The following is a 19343-nucleotide window of genomic DNA, read 5'->3' on the forward strand; positions in this document are numbered from 1 at the left end:
GCCGCGGCCTAGCTTTTGTTCAGGTACTCGAAGTCGCTGGGGGCGAAGTCGGCCGTGACCGCGCGGGCGAACTCGAGGTTGTTCTTCACAATGCTGCCCGCGTCCTTGTAGGCGCGCTCGACGATTTTGAAGTCCTCGACCAGGTTGATCAGGCGCAAGGTCCGTTTCTCACCGGACTGGTCGGTGCCCAGCACGTCGCCCTCGCGGCGGGTGAGCAGGTCCAGCTCGGCGAGCGCGAACCCGTCGGTCGTCGCGGCGACCTCACTGACGCGACGGAACGACGGCGTGCCTTCCGCGGCGAGCGTATGAAACAGGCACAGCGACTGGTTGCCGCCGCGGCCCACACGCCCGCGGAGCTGATGCAGCTGGGAAACGCCGAAGTGCTCCGCTTCGCGCACCATCATCACGGTGGCGTTGGCTACGTCCACGCCCACCTCAATCACCGTGGTGGACACGAGCACGTCGATGCCGCCCGCGGCGAAATCCGCCATCACGCGGTCTTTCTCGTCGCCCTTCATGCGCCCGTGCAGCACCTCGACGGTTAAGCCTTTGAGCTCGCCGGCGGCAAGCTTGGACGCGACCTCGAGCACCCCGCCTTCGCCGTCAATGCGCGGGCAGACGATGTAGGCCTGGTGGCCCGCGGCCACGTCCTCGCGGATCTTTTCCCACGCCCTCTCAACCCAGCGCTCCTTGAACTCCGGCACCACCGCTGACTGGATGGGTTTGCGCCCGCCGGGCAGCTCGCGCAGCGTGGAGACCTCCAGGTCGCCGAAGACGGTGATGGCGATGGTGCGAGGAATTGGCGTAGCTGTCATCACCAGAAGGTGCGGCGTGGTCTCCCCAGCTTTGGCGCGCAGCTTATCGCGCTGCTCTACCCCGAAGCGGTGCTGCTCATCCACCACCACGAGCCCAAGGTTGAAAAAGTCCACGCCTTCCTGCAACAGCGCGTGGGTGCCCACCACGATGTCGGCCTCACCCGTGACGATCTTCAGCAGCGCTTCCTGCTTCTGCGCCGCCGGCATGGACCCGGTGAGCGCCACCACCCGGGTAGGCAGGCCAGCGCGCATCAGCGTGAGCGTGAGCGAGCGGGCGTGCTGCAAAACGAGCACCTCCGTGGGTGCGAGCAGCGCGCACTGGGCGCCGTTGTCCACGGCCTGCAGCATCGCCACGAGCGCCACGACGGTTTTGCCGGAACCCACCTCGCCCTGGAGCAGGCGGCTCATCGGCGTGGTGCCGCGCATATCGGCGGTGATATCCGCCACCACTTCCTTCTGACCGGTGGTGAGGGGGAACGGCAGATTGTCTAGCAACGCCTGTTGGTCACCGTCGCGCACAAACGGCAGCGCCGGGGCGTTTTGCGCATCCGCGTCGTGGCGGCGCACGCCCATCGCTAGGGCGACCGAGAGCGCCTCGTCGTACTTCAGGCGGTACTTCGCCTTCGCGGGGCCTTCCGGTCCGGGTTCGTGAATCTGCCGGATGGCGGAGTTCAACGGCAGCATCCCGATTGGGGTGAATCCGAGCGGCTCCTCGATGGGCGGCAGCGACTGCAGCACAGCGTGCACCGCGCCCATAATCGTCCACGTGGTAAGGCCTTTAACCGTGGGGTAGATCGGCAGCCACTCGCGGCCGCTCATGATTTCCTCTAAGTCACCGAAGTGCGCGAGCTGGCGCAGCGACCCCGTGGCCTCCGTCGGCCCGTCGAGCAGCACGAAGTCCGGGTGCTGCAGCTGGTGCTGCCCGCGGAAGGTGTCGTACTTGCCGGTAAACATCGCGCGCCTGCCGGGTTTGAGCACGTTGCGCGCGTACGCCGATCCGAAGAACGTCACCTGAAACTCGGTTTTGCCGTCGTGCACCGTCACGCGGGTAATCGGGCGCTTCGGTTGCTTGGCCGAGGGGATGGTTTGCGAATGGGTCACGGTGCCGATGACGGTAACGGTGTCGCCCGGGAGCACGTCGCTCAAGTCCGCCCCGGTGCCGTAGTGCACGTACCTGCGCGGGTAATGCGCGAGTAGTTCGCCGCAGGTGGTGATGCCCAAAGCCTTGCCAATCGCCTTCGCCTGCTTCGCCGGAATGACCTCCGCAAGCTCGCGATTGTCCTTGAACCCGAGCATTTACTCCACCCCTATCTCCGCGCACGCTCCTAGACCATCTGCAGGATAGACCATCACGTCGACACCAATTTTCGGTTCGAGTTCTTGCAGCTCATCCGCTGTAAGCGCACTTTCGCCTTCGGGGTCGAACAGGATGGTCACCTGCTCCCCGCCCCGCTCGAGCAGGTAGCGGCAGGCACCTTCGACCGCCTCGAGCGGGGATTCGGCGATAAGCAGCGTCTCGCCCCGGGATGTCACCACCACATCCCCCTTCGCCACAGCCCCGCCGGGCACTAGCGCGCCCTTCTCAGCCCGGTGGGCGACTGCGGTACGCATCTCCCCGGCCGCCTCGGACATCGTGAACGCCGCGGTGGCCAACGGCTGATCCGGGTCGTGGACAGCGAGCGCGGCGATGCCGGACACCAGCCGCACCGTGGGCAGCAGCGTGATGGATTGCTCCATCGCGCGCGTGGTTTTCTCCACGGCGGCAAGGTTCTGGTTCGACAGCAGCCCGTTCGGCAGCACGATGACCTCGTCGGAGGCGGACGAGCGAATCACCGCCAGCATGTCCGAGATCACGTCCGGCCCCGGTGCGACGGTCTTTGCGCCCGCCTGCGAATACAGGTCGGTGAGCGATCCGGGTGGCGTGACAGCCAAGATGAGCCTGCTGGGCTCGGCGGCCGCCGCGGGCGCAGTGATCGGCGGCAGAGCCTCGAGCCGCAAATCGCTCACCTCGCCCATCGCGTACGCCGTCTGCACCACTTCGCCCGCGTCGTGCGAGTGGATGTGCACCTTCGCCTCGGTGTCCGAGATGCGCGCGATGACCAGGCTGTCGCCCATCCCCGCAATCGCCTGCTCGAGCGCATCCACGTCGCCGCGGAACACGCACAGCACCTCGATCGCGGCGGCAGCATCCCCATGTTGCAGGGGTACATGCTTATCGACGCCTCCCGGTCCCTCATCCGCGCCATCTTCGGCCCCCCGGGCTTCGTCGAGAAGCGTCTCGAGCATGATCACCAACCCGGTGCCGCCCGCGTCCACTACCCCGGCTTCGCGCAGTGCGTCGAGCTGGGACGGAGTGTTCGCCAGCGCGGTGCGGGCGGCGACGGTGGCGGGCTCAGCGACGTCGAGAAGCTTCAGCCCATCCGGGGCCGGCGCGTTCTCCACAGCCTGTCGCGCGGCGGCCGCGGCGGCGCGCAGCACCGTGATTACGGTGCCCTCCACCGGTTCCGCGATCGCCTTGTCCACGAAGCGCACGGCGTTTTGCAGCGCGTCGGCGACCACGTGCGCGTCTGCCGCGCTGTCGCCGATGGATTCCGCGAGGCCCCGCATCACCTGGGACAGCACCACGCCGGAGTTGCCGCGCGCTCCGCGCACCGCACCGACGGCGAGCGCCTCAGCCACCTCCCTGGCTCCCGCGCCGGCTCCCAGCTCATCCGCTTGCGCGACCGCCGCAAGCATGGTGTGGGCCATGTTCGAACCCGTATCCGCATCCGGTACAGGGAACACGTTGAGCTGGTTGATCTCCACCCGCCGCCGGTCAAGCTCCGCCGCCGCGCGACGCGCCCACGCGTAGAGGCGCGCCCCGTCGAACGCGTCGGTGGGAAGCGGTGAAGCACACATGCTGCGAAAGTGTACAGTTCGCCGCCGCTAGCTATTGAGCAAGGCCCCAGTCCACCGGTTCCGCACCCTGCTGGGCGAGAAGCGCATTCGCGCGTGAGAACGGACGCGAACCGAAGAACCCGCGCGAGGCGGACAGCGGCGAAGGGTGCGGCGACTCAATCCGCGGGGTGTCGCCGAGGAACGCCGCCGCGGACTGCGCATCGCGGCCCCACAAGATGGCCACCAGTGGCGCGCCGCGCGCCACCAGCGTCTCTATGGCCGCCTGCGTGATGGCCTCCCACCCTTTACCGCGGTGCGAGGCGGGTTTGCCGGGCCGCACCGTAAGGCAGCGGTTGAGCAGCATGATGCCTTGGTTGGACCAGGCCGTGAGGTCGCCGTCTTTGCGGGGTGGGATGCCCAGATCGTCGTAAAGCTCTTTGTAAATATTCACCAGCGAGCGCGGCGCGGCGACCCCAGGCTGCGTGGAAAACGCCAGGCCCATGGGGTGGCCGGGCGTGGGGTACGGGTCTTGGCCCACGATGAGCACACGCACCTCGTCGAAAGGGTCCGCGAACGCGCGGAGGATGTCATGGCCGCGCGGCAGGTATTCGTCTTCGCCGCGCAGAAAATCGCCCATTGCGTGGATCTGATCCTCAACCGGGGCAAGTGGCGCCTGCCAGGATTCGTGCACAGGCAAACTCATGCGAAGCTCTCCCATCCGCTAGAGGTGTTCGGCGCGGCGCCGTCGATACGCACGCCCGCCTTGCGCGACACCGTGCCGATGGAGCGAAAGCCCACCGGCGCCGAGCCTTCGATGGTGCCTATCAGCGTGTGGTCCTCGCCGCCGCCGAGCACCCACTCCCACGGGTCGACGCCGAGCAGCTTCCCGGCGCGCACCATGAGCGCATCGGGGGCGATGGCCACGGAGGAAAGCTCGATGCCCACCGCGGAGTGTTCCGCGATAGCTCCAATGTCGCGGATGAGCCCGTCGGAGTTGTCGGTCATCGCAGTGGCCCCTGCGGCGCGCGCCACCACGCCGCGGCCAGGCTCTATATCCGGCACCTGGTGCGCGCGCACGAGCGGCTCTAAGTCTTCCGGGATCTCCACGCCGGACTGCAGGAGTGCCAATCCCGCGGCGGAGTAACCGATGCGCCCATGCGCGACGACACGCAGGCCGGGTCGCGCCCGGTCCAAGCGCAGCGCGTCGCGGTTGCCGCCGAGTGAACCGATGGCCGTGACCGAGACAACGATGTACTCGCCGGCGGTAACGTCGCCGCCGACCAGCTCGCAGCCGAAGCGCTGCGCCGCCTCGCCCACGCCGCCGGCGAGCTGCTCGATGACCGCTACCGGTGTGTGCTTCGGTGCGGAGACCGCAAGCAGGGCCGCAATCGGGCGCGCACCCATCGCCTCGATGTCCGCGAAGTTCTGCACGGCGGCCTTTTGGCCGAGCAGGCGCGGCGTGGTGGTTTCGGGCGTGAAGTGGCGGCCTTCGACAAGCATGTCGGTACCTGCCACCACGCGCGAGTTCGGGGCGGAGGCTGTGAGCACCGCAGCGTCGTCACCATTGAGCGCTGAGGGCGCCGCTCGGCGGATCACCCGGATCACTTCGCGCTCGCCTGCCTCGCCGAGTGTTGGCCCGCCTGTGGGGAAACCTTTCTCAATCACGTTGTAGCGACTGCCCCTTTCCGCATCTGCCGCGTCTTAGCCACTGGGTCCGTTCACTGTGCCCGTTCACTGTGCCCGTTCACTGGGCCCGTTCACTGGGCCCGCTTGACTACACTGCTTCGCCATGAGCTCCACGGCGCACGAATCCCAGATTAACCGCACCGCAATCTACGTCAGCCTTGCCCTCGCCGTTGCACTTGTGCTGGGCGTGGTGATCGGCGCTCGGATGTACTTCGAGCGCGTCGCGCTTGCGCCGGTGGCCATGCCGGAGCTCCCGGCCCCGCAGGCGGATTCGCCGGAGTGCGCGGAATTTATCGCCGGACTCCCGCAGCAGGTACTCGGGCACTCCCGCGCAGAGGTCGCCGATCCCGCACCGGCGGGCACGGCCGCGTGGCAGTCATCCTCCACCGAGCGCGTCACGCTGCGTTGCGGTGTGGAGATGCCGGAGCAGTACAACGAGTACGCAGTCACGCACGAGGTCGACGGAGTTCGCTGGATGCGCGTCGACGATGTCACCCCACAGTCGAACCTTTCCACCTGGTACACGGTTGATCGCTCGCCCGTTGTGGCGGTAACCGCGGACCGCTCGCAGGTCGACGAAGGTGACTCCCCCGCCTCCGAACTCAATGCCGCCGCGCTGCCGAAGGAGGACCAGGCACCTCGTCCGGCGCCATTGGCGGATCTCGAAACCGCTGGCGACGCGGCGCGCTGCGACGAGCTGCTCTCCGCAGTACCGGCGGAGCTTGCCGAGGGCTACGCCCCGGTTGACGCGAAGAGCGAGAACACGGCTGTGTGGGTGGCCGAGGGTAAAGACCCGATTGTCCTGCGCTGCGGCGTCGCCGCACCAAGAAACTACGGCCCCGGCGCGCAGCTAACCCAGATCAACGAGGTGCCCTGGTTCGAGGACGTAGTCTTAGCCAACGGCACAACGTCCGCGGTGTGGTACGCGCTTGGCCGCGACACGGACATCGCCGCCTCCATCCCCCAGGCGGAGAGCAACGAGGCCATCACGCGGCTGACCAACCTCATCGCCGCGCACACGGGCGAGCAGTAGCGGCCTGTCTAGCGCAGGGCTGTGCGCACGAGCACGTCGAGTAGCTCCGGGTAGCTCACCCCGCTTGCGGCCCACACCTGCGGGTACATGGAGATCGCGGTGAAGCCCGGCATGGTGTTGATCTCGTTGAGCACCGGCCCGTGTTCGGTGACGAAGAAGTCCACGCGCGCGAGCGACTTGCAACCGATGGCGTGGTAGGCCGTCACCGCGAGGGTGCGCAGTTCATCCAAAACGTCCTCGGCGTAAGGAGCCGGGATCGTCGCGGTGACCTCATCTTCCAGGTACTTCGTTTCAAACCCGTAGAAGCCCTCCGCGGATTCGCCAGTGCCGTTGAGTTGAGCCGGTAGGGATGCGGCCACTGTGCCGTCGGGGCGCTCCAGCACGCCGACTTCCACCTCGGTGCCGGTCAGCTCGGCCTCCACGATCACTTTGCCGTCGGATTCGCGCGCCAGCTCGACAGCTGCGGCGAGGTCTTCCCAGCGCGTCACCTTGGACACGCCGATGGAGGATCCCCCGTTCGCCGGTTTCACGAACACCGGTAGCGAAAGGTACTCGCGCTGCTCCTCGGTGAGCTCCTCGCCTGCGCGCAGCACCACCTCCCGGGTGATCGCGATGCCGGCGGCTGACACCAGTTTTTTGGTGTACTCCTTGTCCATCCCGCACGCGGACGCCAGCACACCTGGCCCGACATACGGCACCCCGGCGAGCTCCAGCAGCCCCTGCACGGTGCCGTCCTCGCCGTACTTGCCGTGTAACACCGGGAAGACCACATCCACCTGGGTGAGTTGCTCGCCTGTGGCGACGTCGAAAAGCTGCCCTTTGCGCAACGGGTTGACCGAAAGCGCGATTTCGCGCCCACCCTGCACCACCGGTAGCGCCTCACCGCGCACCGGGTCGTGCTCCCCTTCCACCCACACGCCGCCGCGGGTGATTCCCACGGGCACAACCTCGTACGTCTCCGGCGGCAGGTTGGCCATCACTGAAGCCGCGGAAATGCAGGAAATAGAGTGTTCGGTGGACATGCCACCGTAGAGGACAGCTATACGAATCACGGGGATAAACCCTAACAAGGCACGGGCCGCCGACTGGCACCCGGCGCGCGTGAAACTACCGCGTAAACCTACCGCGTGAACCTACTCGGCCTTCTTGCTTCTCCCCATCAGCGCCGCGATCGCGTCGGAGACCTTCATTCCCTCGTGGCACACGGCGTGCACGGCCTGGGTGATCGGCATCTCCACAGAGTGGGTTTGGGAGAGCTGGAAGATGCTTGTCGACGAAGTAACGCCCTCCGCGACCTGCCCTTTCGTGGATTGCTTCGCCTCCGCCACCGTTGCACCCGCCCCGAGAGCAGCGCCGAACGTGCGGTTGCGGGACAGCGGCGACGCACACGTGGCCACCAAGTCACCCATCCCAGCGAGCCCGGAGAAGGTGCGCGCGTCCGCCCCGAGCGCGGCTCCCAGGCGGGTGATCTCCGCCAATCCGCGGGTGATCAAAGTGGCCTGGGTGTTGTGGCCGAGCCCCTGCCCGGCCGCCATGCCACAGGCGAGCGCGATGACGTTCTTCGTCGCGCCGCCGATTTCGCAGCCCACCACGTCCGTGTTGGTGTACGGGCGCAGGTAGCTCGTCGCGCACGCGGCCTGCACCAGCTTCGCCCGGTTCTCATCCTCGCACGCGATCACGGTCGCGGCGGGCTGTTCCTGTGCAATCTCCCGCGAGAGGTTCGGCCCGCTGAGCGCGGCAACGCGCTCGGCGGGGGCGCCGGTGACCTCGGCGATGATCTCGCTCATGCGCATGTGCGTGCCCGTCTCGATGCCCTTGGAGATAGAAAGCAGCGTCGCGTCCTGCGGCAGCATCGGCTTCCACGTCTCGAGGTTGTCGCGCATCGTCTGACTCGGCACGGCGAACACGACGATCGCCGCGGCCTCGAGCGCCGCTTCCGCATCGCTTGTGGCCTCCACCGCTTCCGGCAGCTGGATATCCGGCAGGTAGTCCGGGTTGACGCGGGTGTCGGCGATGGTCTCGGCGAGTGCGCTGCGACGCGCCCACAGCGCCACCGGGTTTCCAGCATCGGCGAACACCTTGGCAAGGGTTGTGCCCCAGGAGCCTGCGCCCAGCACTGCCACATTGACCATGTCGTCTCCTGTCGTTGCCCGATGCTTTTGGTGTGCGAATGTCCGCAATAACGTACCACTGTGCCCCGACATGGCGCGCTGTGCGGCCGTGGGACAAAATAGAACGTATGCCGAGTACATCCGACAAGCAGCAATCAGGCGACGGGAAGCTTTCCGAACAGGACAAAGACGCCCGCGGCGAGATGTTCCTCACCGGCCGCCGGCAAGAGATCCCGAAACGCCCCCAAGATGAGTTCAAGCGCACCACGCTCGCCGCCGGCGCGGTGCTGTGGCGCGGCGACCTCGAGGCGCCCGAATCCTTGGAGTTCGCCTGCATCCACCGGCCGCACTACGACGACTGGTCGCTGGCCAAAGGCAAGGTCGATCCCGACGAATCCCTGGTGCAGACCGCAGTGCGCGAAATCAGGGAGGAAACGGGTTACGACGTTCGCCTGGGCAAGCTCATCGGCAAAACCGTCTACCCGGTGAAGAAGACCACGAAGGTGGTTTACTACTGGACCGGCGAGGTTATCGGCGGCGAGTTTGCGGCCAACGATGAGGTCGACGAGATCCGCTGGCTGCATATCGACGAAGCGATCGAGCTGATGACCTACGACCTCGACCGGGAGGTGCTGGCGAAGGCGAAGAAGCGTTTCCGCACGCCCGCCGACGCGCGCATCCTCTACGTGCGCCACGCAAAGGCCCACGACCGGGAGAAGTGGTCCGGCAACGACAATCTGCGCCCGCTGGACAAAAAGGGCCGCCGACAGTCGGAGATGCTCGTGCCGTTGCTTTCCGCGTTCCACCCGGAGCGGATCTTCTCCGCGCTGCCGGAGCGTTGCCAATCGACGGTCGCTCCGCTGGCTGACGAGTTGGGGTGCGAAGTGCACGTCGATAAGCGTCTTGGCGACGATGCCTGGCTGGAGCAGATGGTCGAGGCCCAGCGCGCCTTCATGGAGGTTGTGGAGCTGGGCGGCACCAGCGTGATCTGCGCCCAAGGCGAGATCATCCCGGGCATGCTCGCGTGGCTATCCAGCCAGGGCACACTGCCGTTCGACGGCGACATCAACGCGAAGAAGGGATCTACCTGGGTGCTTACCTTCCGCGGGGGCAAGCTCACCGGCGCCGACTACATCCCCACCGCACTACCTGTGATGTAGGCACGAGCGCACAAACGCGAAAAGACGCCTATGAAAGGACACAAAGGACTCAAAGCATGACGCAACAACTCGCACCCGCGAACGCGGACCGCATTGCGGCGGTTCTTGATTCGCTGAATCTGAAATACTTCCGTGGCGAAGCGGGCGACATCCGCACCGCGTTTCCCGGTCTCGCCGTCTTCCTAGAGGAACAGCCAGAGGGGTTTAAGGCCTCCGCCCGCTGGATGGCGGTGCTTGAGGAGCCGAAGGACATCTACGCGCTGCGCTTGAAAGCCAACGAGATGAACCGCTTCCTGCCGCTCGTGCGCGTCCACGCCGTGCAGCGCGAGGACAACACCGCGGTGGCGATCATCGAAGCGCCGTTCTTCGCCACCGACGGCTTCACCGACGAGCAGCTCAGCAACATGATCGAGTACTTCTTCTCGGCCATCCACCACACCGCCGACGTGATGCGCAAGCAGTTCCCGCACGTGGAAGAGATGCTGCCGGGCGACGACAACGAGGAGGCGTAAAACACACCATGAGCGAAGCACAACTGAGCCCCCTAAGCATGGAGCGCGTCAAGGCGTTCTTCGACGACAAGGGGTGGGCTTACGAAGAAGACGAAAACGGCCTGGTCCTGCACACCGGTTTCTCTGGCGTGGGTGTGGACGTGAAATTCTTCGCGCCCTCCGTGTCAATCGTGACCACGGTTGCGGTAGATATTGTCACCGCCAACCGATTCGACGAGGTGCTTTCGTGGGTGGAGGCGCACAACTACCAGAAGGCCTACCCCTCGCTCGCGGCGCTGAAGGACGTCGAGCGCGACATCACGGCCCTCGGCGCGAGCTACACGCTGCCCGGGCAGTGGGAGTACACGGACCATCAGTTCGCGTCCCACCTGTTCACCGGCATCCAGGGCCTGGTGCAGGCCGCCCGGGACTTCTTGGGCCAGTTCGCGCCGCAGGTACTCGAAGATCTCGACCGCTAGCGCCCCGGCACGGCCTAGCCCCCTCCTGTTAGCGCGCCCTACTCCGCAGGCACGGAGGGCTTAAACGCAGGGCGCGCCGACTCGAAGGTGGCGATCGCGTCTTCGTCGCGAAGCGTCAGCCCAATGTCGTCCAAGCCCTCCATGAGGCGCCAGCGGGTGTAGTCGTCCAGCTCGAAGGAGTAGACGGCCTCCCCCACCTGCACCGTGCGGTCCTCGAGCGAAACCGTGGCTTTCGTGCTGGGCTGCTCCTCGAGCGTTTTCTGAATGAGCTCAATGTCGGATTCGCTCATAATGCCCGCCAAAAGGCCCGCCTTGCCAGCGTTTCCGCGGAAGATGTCGGCGAAGCGCGGGCTGAACACGGCGCGGAAGCCGTAATCCATCAGCGCCCACACTGCGTGCTCGCGCGAGGAGCCGGTGCCGAAGTCCGGCCCTGCGAAGAGCACGGTGCCGTCCCGAAATGCGTCTTGGTTGAGCACGAAGCCCGGTTCGTTCTCCCGCCAGTTGGAAAACAGCCCGTCCTCGAAGCCGGTGCGTGTGACGCGCTTGAGGTAGCGCGCGGGGATGATTTGGTCGGTGTCCACGTTCGAGCGTCGCAGCGGCACGCCGACACCGGTGTGGGTGGTGAATTTCTCCATGGTGTGCTCCTTCGTTACAGGTCTGCGGGGCTGGCGAGGTGGCCGGCCACCGCGGTCGCGGCGGCCACAAGCGGGGACACAAGGTGGGTGCGCCCGCCCGGGCCTTGGCGCCCCTCGAAGTTGCGGTTGCTTGTCGACGCGCTCCGCTCCCCCGGCGCCAGCTGGTCCGGGTTCATACCGAGGCACATCGAGCAGCCCGCGGTACGCCACTCAGCACCGAAGTCGGTGAATATCTTGTCCAGCCCTTCCGCCTCAGCCTGCTGCTTGACCATGGTGGAGCTGGGCACCACGAGCATCCGGGTGCCTTCTGCGATGCGGCGGCCTTCCACCACGGATGCCGCGGCGCGCAGGTCTTCGATGCGGGCGTTCGTGCAAGAACCGAGGAACACGGTGTCGATGGCGATGTCGCGCAGCGGGGTACCCGGGGTGAGATCCATGTACTCGAGCGACTTCTCAGCGGCGCGCTTGGAGGCTTCGTCGCCGAAGTCCTCCGGGTTCGGTACCTCCGCGCCGAGCGGCAAACCTTGTCCCGGGTTGGTGCCCCAGGTGACGAACGGGGTGAGCGCGGCCCCGTCGATTTCCACGACGGTGTCGAACTGCGCCCCCTCGTCGGTTGGCAGCGTCTTCCAGTACTCCACCGCAGCGTCCCAATCCGCGCCCTTTGGCGCGAACTCGCGGCCCTCGACGTAGTCGAACGTCTTTTGGTCCGGTGCGACCATGCCCGCGCGGGCGCCTGCTTCGATAGACATGTTGCAGATCGTCATGCGGGCTTCCATGGACATCTTCTCGATGGCCTCGCCGCGGTACTCAATGATGTGGCCTTGGCCGCCACCGGTGCCGATCTTCGCGATGATGGCCAAGATGAGGTCCTTGGCGCTCACGCCCTCCTGCAGCTCACCGGTGACCTCGATGGCCATCGTCTTGAACGGCTTCAGGCTCAACGTCTGGGTGGCCATGACGTGCTCCACCTCGGAGGTGCCAATTCCCATGGCGATCGAGCCGAACGCGCCGTGGGTGGACGTGTGGGAATCGCCGCAGACGATGGTCATGCCAGGCTGGGTGATGCCCAGCTGCGGGCCGACGGTGTGCACGATGCCCTGCTTCACGTCGCCCATCTGGTGCAGCCGCACGCCGAACTCTTCGCAGTTCTTGCGCAGCGTTTCCACCTGGGTACGCGAGGTCGGCTCCGCGATCTCCAGTAGATTGCCGGAGGTGATGCCCTCGGTGGGCACGTTGTGGTCTTCGGTGGCCAGGTGCAGCTCGGGGTGGCGCATTTTCCGCCCAGCCATGCGCAGCCCGTCGAAAGCCTGCGGGGAGGTCACCTCGTGGAGGAGCTGGAAGTCGATGTAGATGAGGTCGGGTTGCCCGTTCTCACCCTTACTCACGATGTGGTCGCGCCACACCTTCTCCGCCAGTGTCAGCGGTTGATCCGCCATGAAATCCTCCTTACTCACACGCCCCAGCTTTCCACATTATGGGATGCTAGGATTCGATCCGTGAGACAGTATAACGAAGGCTCCGGCATTAAAGTCCTCGACCGCGCGGTTGCGATCACCCGCTCCGTCGCGGCAGGTGACAAGACGCTTGCCGAGCTCAGCGAGGACACGCTGCTACCGCGCGCCACTGCCCACCGCATCGCCACAGCATTAGAGGTGCACCACGTCTTGGGCCGCACCGACCGCGGCGAATGGACGCTTGGACCAGCACTGTCCGGCTACGCCGGCAGCCCGTCGCCGAAGCTACTCGTCGCGGCGGCACCCGTGCTTCGCGAACTGGTCGCGACCACCGGAGAGTCCGCGCAGCTCTACCAACTCACCGGATCCACCCGCACCTGCATCGCAGCCGAGGAACCGGAGTCCGGCCTGCACAATGTCGTCCCGGTGGGGTCGCGGCTATCTTTATCCGCCGGGTCCGCCGCGCGCGTCTTCGCCGCACATTCGCCTATCGACGCTCCCTTCGAGCCCAGCGATCTCGAGCAAGTCCGCAGCGATGGCTACGCGGAATCGATTGCCGAGCGCGAAGTGGGCCTCGCATCGGTATCTACCCCGGTTTTTCAGCCCGACGGCACCTTGGTAGCGGTTTTGTCTATCTCCGGCCCGGCGGAGCGGCTCAAGCCCTCACCCGCAGGCAAGTGGGGCGCCGCGCTCAAGGACGCCACCGCTCGGCTGAGCGCCGAGCTCTAACCGAGCTCCGGCCTGGCACTGGGGCGCCAACGGGCGTCAGCGAACGTCGATGTCGTCCAAGCGCCCCGCGGGCCACACCACGTTCTTCGCCAGCGGGATCTGGTCCGACGCGCTCTCCAGGATGTGCATGAAGTACCCAGCGGTGTTCGGGATCGCGACAAGGTCCCCCGCCGCCACACCGCGGGGGAAGCGGATCTTCCGCCGCAGGATCAGTTCGTCCTCGATGCAGTTGGCGCCGACCAAGAACGCCTCGATCTCCTCGCTCGGCGGGGTCCGCTTGACCAGGTAGGTGTCGATGAGGAAGTTATCCGAGGTCGTGCGGAGCCCGCGCGGGCCGGCCCCGATGATCGCTACCCTCATCAGTTCACATTCCTTTCGACCCATTCGTCGTTGTAGATCGTATTCAGGTACGCGCGGCCGTCGTCGTGGAAGACCGCCACGATCTCCGCCCCTCGTTTTCGCGTGCGAGCTTCTCGACGCCCACGCACACCGCCCCGCCCGAGGCACCGGGCAGAAAGCCGGTTGACCGCGCGCAGCGTCGCGCCGCCGCCACCGCGTCGCGCGCGTTGGCCCGGATCACCTCGTCAGGAACGGTCTCGCGCGACAGCTCGGTGACGACACCCGCCCCGTAGCCGGGGAGGATGCGCTCACCCCGGGTGCCGCCGAAGACGACGGAGCCCTCGGCGTCGACGGCGATGGCGCGAGTGGGCAGACCGTTGTCGCGGATGTGGCGGGCGCACCCGCCGATGGTCCCGGTGGTGTTCACGGCGACGACGAGGATGTCGGGGGCGTGGCCGAGCTGCTCGACGATCTCGCGCATCGTCCCCTCGCTGTGGGCTCGGAAGGCCGCGCGGTTGGAGTACTGGTCGAGGTTGAACCCCCCGAGCTCGTCGACGAGGCGCCCCACCAGCGCGCGTCGCGCGGTGAGCCAGTCCCCCGTCTCAGGGTCGGGTGCCTCGACCGGGTGGATGCGCGCGCCGAGGGCGCGGGCTGCGCGGTCCTTGGCGCTGCCGCCGGGGTTGAAGGATTCGAGTTCGGCCCAGACCCGGGCGTTTCCCTAACGCTCCATTCGAGGGTACGCTCGCCACGTGAGAAAAAGCGTGCAGATTCTTGGACGGGACATTCGTCGCCTGCTGCGCGTTCCCCGGGCCTTCATCATCATCCTCGGCGTGCTCATCATCCCCGCGCTCTACGCGTGGTTCAACATCAACGCCTTCTGGGACCCCTACGCCCACACCCAGAACATTCACATCGCGGTGGTCAACAACGACCGCGGCGCCTCCGCCGAGCGCGTCGGCGAGGTCGACGTCGGCGAGCAGATCACCGAGCAGCTCAAGGACGACGACAATATCGGGTGGGTGTTCCTCCCCGAGGACGAGGCCCGCGACGGGCTCATGCGCGGCGACTACTACGCCATGTTCCTCATCCCGCCCGAGTTCAGCGAGGACCTGCTGAGCCTGGTCAGCGGCACCTACACGCAGCCGGTGCTGGAGTATTACGTCAACGAGAAGAGCAACGGCGTCACCCCCACGATCACCGACACCGGCGCCTCCGCCGTCGACACGGCCGTGTCCGAGGCCTTCAAGAAGAAGGTCGGCGAGGCCGCGGCGACCGAGCTGCGCAACACGGGGCTCGCGTCGCGCGATTACGCCGAGGAGGTCCGAGGCAAGGCCTCCGGGAGCTTCGGCCAGATCGCCGCCGACCTCGACGCCTCCCAGGGGCGGGTGGCCACGATGAAGCAGAGCATCAGCGGGGCGCGCCCGGTCGTCGCCGAGCTGAACACCCTCGTCGGCTCCGTCGACGACACCCTCCGGTCCGTGGACTCCTCCCTCGGCGAGGCCGAGGGGATCATCGCCGAGCTGCAGAAGTCCTCCGCCGGTTTCAGCGCCGACACGTCGACCGTGCTCGTCGAGTCCGCCAACGCGCTCAGCCTCGGCGCCGCCTCCGCCAACGCCTCCATCGCGGAGGCGACGGGCCAGCTCGGCACCGCCCAGGGGCGGGTACGCTCCGCCGTCGGCGAGGTCGACGGCGTGATCAAGCAGGGCGAATCCGCCGCCGCGCAGCTGCGCGCCATGTCGGCCGGGGCCGCCCTATCGCCCGAGGTCCGCGCTCAGCTCGACGCCGCAGCCAGCGCGCTGGAGGAGCGTACCGCCGCCTCCCGCGCCGTCCTCGACGGCCTGAACAACGTGGACCGCAGCGCGGGCGCCGCGCTGGCGTCGATAGGCGAGCTCGGTGACTCCCTCGGGGCCGCGACCGCCGACGCCAACGCCGCAGCGCGCGACGCGAGCAAGCAGCTCGGCGAGTCCGTGCCCGCGATTAACGCCTCGCTCGCGCAGGCCTCCGGCAGCGTCGCCTCCGTGCGCGGCGCGCTGAGCAGCCAGCGAGCCCTGCGCGAGGAAACGACCTCCCTGCTCGCCGGGGTGGACAACCAGCTCGCGGCCAGCCTCGGCATCCTCGACGAGGTCTCGGGCGACCTCGGCACGCTTGCCGACGGCGCCCGCTCCGCCCAGTCCGACATCAACGCCCTCCTGGCCACCTCCGACTCGGAGGCCCTCAACACTGTCACGAACCTCAACTCCGCGAAGATCGGCGAGTACATCTCCTCGCCCGTCACCGTCGAGCAGCAGGCCGTCTTCCCCACGGAGAACTACGGCAGCTCCATGGCATCCTTCTTCACCAACCTGGCCCTGTGGATCGGCGCGTTCGTGCTGACGATCATCTTCCGCGTCGAGGTCGACACCGAGGGCTTCCGCCGCCTCACCGTCGGCCAGGCCTACCTCGGCCGCTTCTTCCTCTTCGCCACGCTCTCGGTGCTCCAGGCCGTCGTGGTGACGCTCGGCAACGTGGCCTACGGGGTGCAAATGCAGTCCGTCACGGCCTTTCTCGCCACCGCAATCGCCATCGGGGTCGCCTACACGGGGATCATCTACTCCATCGTCTCCGCGCTCGGCCACATTGGCCGCGGCATCGCCGTCTTCCTCGTCGTCATCCAGATCCCGGGTGCGTCGGGCCTCTACCCCATCGAGCTCATGCCCGGCTTCTTCCGCCGCATCTACCCCTTCCTCCCCTTCCGCTACGGCATCGACGCGATGCGCGAGACCATCGCCGGGTTCTACGGCCATCACTACCTCCGCTTTTTGGCGACGCTTCTCGCCATGTCCGCCGCGGCCTTCGCCCTGGGGTGGCTGTTCCGACTCACCTCCTCGCACGCCAACCTCCTGTTCAACCGCCAGCTCGCGCGCACGAACCTGATCACGAACGAGGAGGTGGAGGTCATGGGCTCGCCCTACCGCGCGTCCGACATCATGGCCGCCTTGTCGGACCGGGATGAGTTCCGCGGGGGCGTCGAGAAGCGGGCGCGGATGCTGCGGGAGAACTACCGCACCCTCATCTTCGGCGGGATCGGCGCGGGCGTTGTCGGCATCGCGATCATCACCCTGCTCACCATGCTCCTGCCCACCGACAAGACGATCATGCTGGCCATCGTCGTCGCTTGGTCGCTGCTGGTCGTCCTCTACCTCGGCGCGGTGGAGTACTTCACGCAGAGCCTCGTCGACGCCGAACAGGTCTCGCGCCTCGGCGAGGCCGAGCTGCGCGACGCCGTGATCCACCGCCACGACTCCGCCGGCACCAGCGTCATCATCGGGCCCGCGGATGCCGGAAGCGAGGACACCAGATGAGAACCGTCTTCTCCATCGCCTACAACGACCTGCGCCGGCTCTACACCAACGTCATGGCGGGCATCGTCATGGTCGGCCTGATCGCTATCCCCTGCATCTTCGCCTGGTTCAACGTGCTGGCCACGTGGGACCCATTCGGCAACACCGAGCGCCTCAAGGTGGCGGTGGCCAACACCGACCGCGGCCACACGAGCGATCTCACCCCGCTGGCCGTCAACGTCGGCGATATGGTCCTCTCCCAGCTCTACCGCGACGACTCTATGGACTGGGTCATCACCGATGCCGACGACGCCATCGAGGGCGCGAAGTCCGGTGAGTACTACGCCGCCATCGTCTTGCCGCCCACGCTGAGCGACGACATGTTCACCTTCTACGCTGGCGACGCCGAACCCAGCCAGATTGACCTTTACGTCAACGAGAAGAAGAACCCCATCTCCCCGCTGCTCGTCTCCAGCGGCACGCAGGGCGTCAGCGCCCAGATCAGCGCGTCGTTCACCAGGGTCCTCTCCGAGGTGTCATTCGGGGTGATCGAGACGGCCTCTGACTACTTCAACGAGGCGGAGACCCAGCAGGCGCTCGACTCCATCCAGACGCGCACCGCCAGCGCCCGCGACCAGCTGCTCTCCAGCGCCAGCACCGTCGACGCGCTCGCCTCGCTCACAGAGTCGAGCGTGCCGCTCGTCGACAGCGCCGAGCGGATCTCCGGGGCGCTGGGCGACTCTCTCGGGCAGGTCCAACCCGTCGACCTCGGGGTCACCGGGGCGAGCCTCGGCGGAGACGGCGCGGCGCTTGCGGCGGCGCTGGGGGCGACGTCGGTAAGCTTCGCCGCCGTGAGCGAACGTGTCGACCAGCTGCTGGCGGACTCCTCCGCCACCTCCCAGGCCACCGCCGCGAGCCTGACGGACATCGCCGCGCGCATCGATGTCCAGGTGAAGCAGTACACGGCCCTGCGCGACACCATCAACGGGCATGTCGCCCCGGCGCTTCCCCCCGACGCCCAGCCGGGGGTGCGCGCGATGGTCGGCCACCTCAACGACGCCATCGCCCGCCAGACGGCCGTGCGCGACCGACTCAACGACACTGCCGCGCGCCTCACCGCCGGGCAGGGCGGCCGAGACGGGAAGAACGCGGACCGACAGGAGATCGAGGACTCGATCGCCCGGGCCCGCGAGGCGATGGAATCGGCCAAGAATTCCTACGACACCGGGATCCGCCCGCGCCTCGAGGCGCTGTCGGGCTCGCTGGACAACGTCCGGGCGAACGTCGACAAGGCCCGCTCGGACTTGGACGGCGTCTCCTCTGCCCTGGCCAACCGGCCCGGCTCGCTGCGCGACACCCTCGCAGCCTCCGGTTCGAACCTGCGCGACACGGCGGAATCCCTGCGCGCCAACGCGGCAAGGATGCAGGAGGCGCAGCGGTCGATCGCGCAGGCGCGCTCGAGCGGGGACCTGACGAAGCTGGCCGACCTCGTCTCCAGCCACCCGGAAGTGCTCGCCGACGCCCTCGTCGACCCAATCAAGGTGGAGCGCAAGGAGGTCTTCCCCCGCGTCAGCTTCGGCGCCGGCATGGCCCCGCTCTACACGGTGCTCGCCCTGTGGGTGGGCGCCCTGTTGACGTCGGTGGCCCTGCGCACGGACGACCGCTCCATCGAACAGAACGTTGTCGATCCCGGCCGCGTCACCGCGGGCCAGAAGTACTTCGGCCGCTACCTGACGTTCGTGACCACCGGCCTGGCCCAATCCACGCTCCTCATGGCGGGGCTCATCGTCTACGTGGGCATCGAGCCCGCGCACCCCTTCCTCCTCTTCATGGCGGGGTGGGTCTCGAGCCTGGTCTTCCACCTGATCTGCTACACGCTGGTGCTCTCCCTGAGCAACGCCGGCAAAGCCGTGGGCGTGCTCATCCTGGTGCTCCAGGTCTCGGCGGCGGGCGGAGCCTACCCGCTGCAGCTGCTGCCGGGCTGGACGCAGGCGATCAGCCCCTGGCTGCCCGCGACCTACTCGATCCGCGCTATGCGCGCCGCGGTCTTCGGCACCTACGGCTGGGACTTCTGGCGAGCCCTCGGCAGCCTCGTCCTCTTCGTGCTGCCTTTCCTCTTCCTCGGCCTCTGGCTGCGCCACCGGCTGCACCACGCGATCGACCGCATGGACGAGGCGGTCGCCCAGACCAAGGTGATGATGACGTAGGCCGCCC

At 67.1% G+C, this 19343-nt stretch carries 16 protein-coding genes and 1 pseudogene; 7 read left to right on the top strand and 10 right to left on the bottom strand.

The window, feature by feature from the left end; genetic code table 11:
• Positions 1 to 8: 8 nt before the first annotated feature.
• From HWX32_RS05800 to HWX32_RS05815, 4 genes are read right to left on the bottom strand one after another with little or no spacing between them, the layout of a single operon-like run.
• Positions 9 to 2111: an ATP-dependent DNA helicase RecG gene (locus HWX32_RS05800; RefSeq protein ID WP_175935128.1), complete on the bottom strand. Its 2103-nt coding sequence runs from the start codon at positions 2109 to 2111 to the stop codon at positions 9 to 11.
• The gene (locus HWX32_RS05805) at positions 2112 to 3713 is read right to left on the bottom strand and encodes a DAK2 domain-containing protein (RefSeq protein WP_175935129.1); all 1602 of its coding nucleotides are present in this window, start codon (positions 3711 to 3713) and stop codon (positions 2112 to 2114) included.
• 31 nt (positions 3714 to 3744) lie between these two features.
• The gene (locus HWX32_RS05810) at positions 3745 to 4395 is read right to left on the bottom strand and encodes a uracil-DNA glycosylase (RefSeq protein WP_175935130.1); all 651 of its coding nucleotides are present in this window, start codon (positions 4393 to 4395) and stop codon (positions 3745 to 3747) included.
• The gene (locus HWX32_RS05815) at positions 4392 to 5357 is read right to left on the bottom strand and encodes a thiamine-phosphate kinase (protein ID WP_175935131.1); all 966 of its coding nucleotides are present in this window, start codon (positions 5355 to 5357) and stop codon (positions 4392 to 4394) included. Before HWX32_RS05815 ends, HWX32_RS05810 begins: the two co-directional genes overlap by 4 nt.
• A gap of 124 nt (positions 5358 to 5481) precedes the next feature.
• Here HWX32_RS05815 and HWX32_RS05820 point away from each other — a divergent pair, with 124 nt between their 5' ends.
• Positions 5482 to 6411, top strand: coding sequence for a DUF3515 domain-containing protein (locus HWX32_RS05820; RefSeq protein WP_175935132.1), 930 nt, complete (start codon positions 5482 to 5484; stop codon positions 6409 to 6411).
• Between the two features lie 8 nt (positions 6412 to 6419).
• Here HWX32_RS05820 and HWX32_RS05825 read toward each other — a convergent pair whose 3' ends face one another.
• A complete protein-coding gene (locus HWX32_RS05825; protein ID WP_303049145.1) occupies positions 6420 to 7469 on the bottom strand; it encodes a D-alanine--D-alanine ligase family protein in 1050 nt (349 codons plus the stop codon).
• A 75-nt stretch (positions 7470 to 7544) separates the two neighbouring features.
• A complete protein-coding gene (locus tag HWX32_RS05830) occupies positions 7545 to 8543 on the bottom strand; it encodes an NAD(P)H-dependent glycerol-3-phosphate dehydrogenase (RefSeq protein WP_175935133.1) in 999 nt (332 codons plus the stop codon).
• A 182-nt stretch (positions 8544 to 8725) separates the two neighbouring features.
• Here HWX32_RS05830 and HWX32_RS05835 point away from each other — a divergent pair, with 182 nt between their 5' ends.
• Genes HWX32_RS05835 through HWX32_RS05845 form a run of 3 tightly spaced genes read left to right on the top strand, consistent with a single transcriptional unit; the run spans position 8726 to position 10652 of the window.
• The gene (locus HWX32_RS05835) at positions 8726 to 9682 is read left to right on the top strand and encodes a bifunctional NUDIX hydrolase/histidine phosphatase family protein (RefSeq protein ID WP_254868352.1); all 957 of its coding nucleotides are present in this window, start codon (positions 8726 to 8728) and stop codon (positions 9680 to 9682) included.
• Between the two features lie 56 nt (positions 9683 to 9738).
• Complete coding sequence (locus HWX32_RS05840) at positions 9739 to 10194, top strand: YbjN domain-containing protein (protein WP_175935135.1); 456 nt, start codon at positions 9739 to 9741, stop codon at positions 10192 to 10194.
• 8 nt (positions 10195 to 10202) lie between these two features.
• Positions 10203 to 10652 (top strand): YbjN domain-containing protein, encoded by a 450-nt coding sequence (locus HWX32_RS05845; protein ID WP_175935136.1) that lies wholly within the window; start codon positions 10203 to 10205, stop codon positions 10650 to 10652.
• A 38-nt stretch (positions 10653 to 10690) separates the two neighbouring features.
• On the opposite strand, the gene leuD is transcribed toward HWX32_RS05845, so the two are convergent.
• Both leuD and leuC read right to left on the bottom strand, forming a co-directional pair.
• The gene (gene leuD, locus HWX32_RS05850) at positions 10691 to 11287 is read right to left on the bottom strand and encodes a 3-isopropylmalate dehydratase small subunit (RefSeq protein WP_175935137.1); all 597 of its coding nucleotides are present in this window, start codon (positions 11285 to 11287) and stop codon (positions 10691 to 10693) included.
• Between the two features lie 14 nt (positions 11288 to 11301).
• Complete coding sequence (gene leuC, locus HWX32_RS05855; RefSeq protein ID WP_175935138.1) at positions 11302 to 12723, bottom strand: 3-isopropylmalate dehydratase large subunit; 1422 nt, start codon at positions 12721 to 12723, stop codon at positions 11302 to 11304.
• A gap of 60 nt (positions 12724 to 12783) precedes the next feature.
• Between leuC and HWX32_RS05860 the strand changes: the two genes are divergently transcribed.
• Positions 12784 to 13470, top strand: a complete 687-nt coding sequence (locus tag HWX32_RS05860; RefSeq protein ID WP_075467004.1) for an IclR family transcriptional regulator — start codon at positions 12784 to 12786, stop codon at positions 13468 to 13470.
• A 36-nt stretch (positions 13471 to 13506) separates the two neighbouring features.
• On the opposite strand, the pseudogene HWX32_RS05865 reads toward HWX32_RS05860, so the two are convergent.
• A pseudogene (locus tag HWX32_RS05865) lies at positions 13507 to 13791 on the bottom strand (hypothetical protein); the annotation flags it as partial.
• Positions 13792 to 13873: 82 nt separating this feature from the next.
• A complete protein-coding gene (locus tag HWX32_RS05870) occupies positions 13874 to 14440 on the bottom strand; it encodes a pyridoxal-phosphate dependent enzyme (RefSeq protein ID WP_368485905.1) in 567 nt (188 codons plus the stop codon).
• A gap of 118 nt (positions 14441 to 14558) precedes the next feature.
• On the opposite strand from HWX32_RS05870, the gene HWX32_RS05875 reads away from it, so the two are divergent.
• Complete coding sequence (locus HWX32_RS05875; protein ID WP_175935139.1) at positions 14559 to 17150, top strand: YhgE/Pip domain-containing protein; 2592 nt, start codon at positions 14559 to 14561, stop codon at positions 17148 to 17150.
• Positions 17147 to 19336: a YhgE/Pip domain-containing protein gene (locus HWX32_RS05880; RefSeq protein WP_075467016.1), complete on the top strand. Its 2190-nt coding sequence runs from the start codon at positions 17147 to 17149 to the stop codon at positions 19334 to 19336. Before HWX32_RS05875 ends, HWX32_RS05880 begins: the two co-directional genes overlap by 4 nt.
• Positions 19337 to 19343 lie beyond the last annotated feature (7 nt).

The sequence above is a fragment of the Corynebacterium sp. Marseille-P4321 genome, from assembly GCF_903645305.1.
In the GTDB taxonomy this organism is placed as follows: domain Bacteria; phylum Actinomycetota; class Actinomycetes; order Mycobacteriales; family Mycobacteriaceae; genus Corynebacterium.